This window comes from Micromonospora sp. NPDC049580 (assembly GCF_040675595.1).
GTDB lineage: Bacteria > Actinomycetota > Actinomycetes > Mycobacteriales > Micromonosporaceae > Micromonospora.
In genome coordinates this window covers 1-2,873 of the sequence record NZ_JBFAPG010000639.1, presented here as the reverse complement: position 1 = coordinate 2,873, position 2,873 = coordinate 1, and the positions used below count along the sequence as shown (strand labels likewise).

The 2,873-nt window shown below is 77.2% G+C and carries 2 protein-coding genes; both read left to right on the top strand.

What is annotated here, in order from left to right; genetic code table 11:
- The coding region (locus AB0J68_RS30340; protein ID WP_363942097.1) for an SARP family transcriptional regulator at positions 1–2,392 on the top strand (2,392 nt) is incomplete at its 5' end.
- Between the two features lie 131 nt (positions 2,393–2,523).
- Positions 2,524–2,873, top strand: a 350-nt coding sequence (locus tag AB0J68_RS30335) for a cation:proton antiporter (RefSeq protein ID WP_363942094.1), incomplete at its 3' end; no start/stop codon positions are given.

Here is a 2,873-nt window from a genome sequence, read left to right as displayed (position 1 = left end):
CCGCAGTCCCGAGTACGAGGGCGCCCCGGCCGCTTGGCCGTGGACCCAGATCACCGACACGCTCACCGAGCCGTCCGGGTCGGGCGGGCCGGCGGGACCGGGCGAGCTGTCCGGGTCGGGCGAGCCGCTCGACGGCGGTGGGACGGCCGGGACCGGTGGCGCGGGTGACCCCGCCGTGGCCCGGTTCCGTCGGCACCGCGCGGTGGCGTCGTTGGTCTCCGCCGTCGCCGACCGGGGGCCCCTCCTGCTGGTCCTGGACGATCTGCACCGCGCCGACGGCGACACGCTGGATCTGCTCACCGCCCTGCTCACCGGGCCGCAGCCGGCCACCGGGCCGGTGCTGGTCCTGGGCACCTACCGGGCCACCGAGATCAGCCCGGAGCTGACCGCCGCCCTGGCCCGCGCCGCCGGGCTCGAACCGGTGCGCGTATACCTCGGCGGCCTGTCTCCCGAGGCGATCGGCGAGCTGGCCCGCGCCCTCGTCGGAGGGGACCTGGACCCGCCCACCGTCGGGCTGATCCATCACCGCAGCGGCGGCAACCCGTTCTTCGTCCGGGAGCTGGCCCAGTTGTACGCCGGTGCGGGCGGCGCGGCGCTGGCGGCGGTGCCGCCCGGGGTGCGTGATGTCATCCGGCACCGCCTCGCCCAGTTGCCCGCACCGACCCGCACCGTGCTGCGGCAGGCGGCGATGCTCGGCCGGGACGTCGACCCCGCGGTGCTCGGCGCGCTGACCGGCGACCCGGCGGCGCTGCTGGACGCCGTGGACCGCGCGTTGCAGGCCGGGTTCCTGACCGAGCGGGAGCCCGACGGGCGACTGCGGTTCACCCACATCCTGGTCCGCGACACGCTCTACGCGGACCTGTCCGCGGCGCGTCGCGCGGCCTGGCACGCCGCCGTCGCCGAGGCGTTGCGGCGGCGCCAGCCCGTCGACCCCGCCACGCTCGCCCACCACCTGCTGCGTGCCGGCGGCCCGGCAGCCGCCCACCAGGCCGCGGGCTACGCCCGTACCGCCGCCGAACAGGCCGAACGCGCCGGCAACCCGCACGAGGCGGCCCGGCTGTGGGCGCAGGTCATCGACGCGTACGACCGGGCCGGGGGGACCGAGCGGCGCGAGCGGTTGAGCGCGGTGCTGGGTCTGGGGCGGGGGCTGGCGGTGACGGGCCGGTTGGCCGAGGCACGGACGTACCGCGCCGAGGCGATCGCCGACGCCGAGGCGGTCGGCGACCCCCGGCTGACGGCGGAGGTGCTGGCCGGTTTCGACGTGCCCGCCATCTGGACCCGCAACGACGACGACCTGCTCTCCGCGCGGATCGTCGGCGCCGCCGAGAACGCCCTGACCGGCCTCGGCCCGACCGGCTCGGCGCAGCGCAGCCGGCTGCTGAGCACGCTCGCGCTGGAGCTGCGCGGCACCACCGGTGACCGTGGCCGCCGGGCCGCCGCCGAGGCCGAGCGGATCGCCCGGACCGTCGCCGACCCCGGGTTGCTGGCCTTCGCGCTGAATGCGCGTTTCATGCACGCCTTCCACCGCGTCGGGCTGGCCGTCGAGCGGGCCCGGATCGGCGCGGAGCTGATCGACCTGGCCACTGCGCGCCAATTGGTGACCTTCGAGGTGCTGGGTCACCTCATCCTGGTCCAGTCGGGCTGCGCGCGAGCCGACCGGGCCGGCGCGGACGAGCACGCCCGTGCCGCCGACCGTCTCGCCCAGCGGTACGAGTTGCCGCTGGTCGGGGTCTTCACCGGCTGGTACGCCGCGCTGCGCCGGGCGTTGGGCGGCGACCGGGAGGCGGCGGCGACCGCGTACCGGGCGGCCGCCGAACGGCTCCCCGCCGACGCCATGCCGGGTCTGGCCCACGGACTGCTGCCCCTCGCCCTGCTCGGCCTGCGCCTGGCCGAGGCCGTCAGCGCCGACCCGCTGGCGCACGCGCCGACAGGCGCGCGCCGAACGGGCTACGACCAGCCGGTGTCCGGGTCGGCCGGCCAGCGGCCGATCCCCGGGCCGGACGACGAGGACTGGGCGGGCCTGGACTGGGGGCCGCACGAGCCGTGGGTCCGCCCGCTGCTGGTCGCGGCCGAGGGGGACCTCGGCGCCGCCCGAGCGGCCCTGCGGATCCTCCCGGACGGGCCGCACGACCTGCTGCGGGAGGTGCGGCTGTGCCTCACCGCGCGGGCCGCCCTCGCCGTCGGCGACCGGCCCACCATGGAGCGCGTCGCCGCCGCGCTCCGGCCGGCCGCCGGCGAACTGGCCGCCGGCAGCGGGGTGCTCACCGTCGGCCCGGTGGCCGGGCACCTCGCCGACCTGGCCACCGCCCTGGGCCGCGACGAGGAAGCCGCCGTGCACCGTCGTACCGCCCGCCTGCTCACCGCGCGCGTCCGCACCGCCGATCCGGCCTGACCCGGCCGGGGGCGCGTCCCCCGCGCTCGGACGCCCGGCGACTTGCCCGTTCCTGTGGAACCGGCAACCGGGGTGCGATCAGATGGAACAACCCGGCGTTCGTCGTCGGCCGGGGATCGAGGGGGTACGCCGTGCAGGTGCTCGTCCTGATCGTGGTGGTGGGCGTCACCGTCCTGGTCGGCACCACCCTCGGCGGCCGGTACCGGGTGGCGCCGCCGGTGCTGCTCATCGGGTTCGGGGTGCTGCTCGGGCTGGTGCCGCCGCTGTCCGAGGTGACCCTGGAGCCGGACCTGGTGCTGCTGATCTTCCTGCCCGCGATCCTCTACCGGGAGAGCCTCACCATCAGCCTGCGCGAGATCCGGGCCAACCTGCCGGTGATCGGGCTGCTCGCCGTGGTGCTCGTGGTGCTCACCATGGTCACGGTGTCCCTGACCGCGCAGGCGTTCGGCGTGCACCCGGCAGCCGCCTGGGTGCTCGGCGC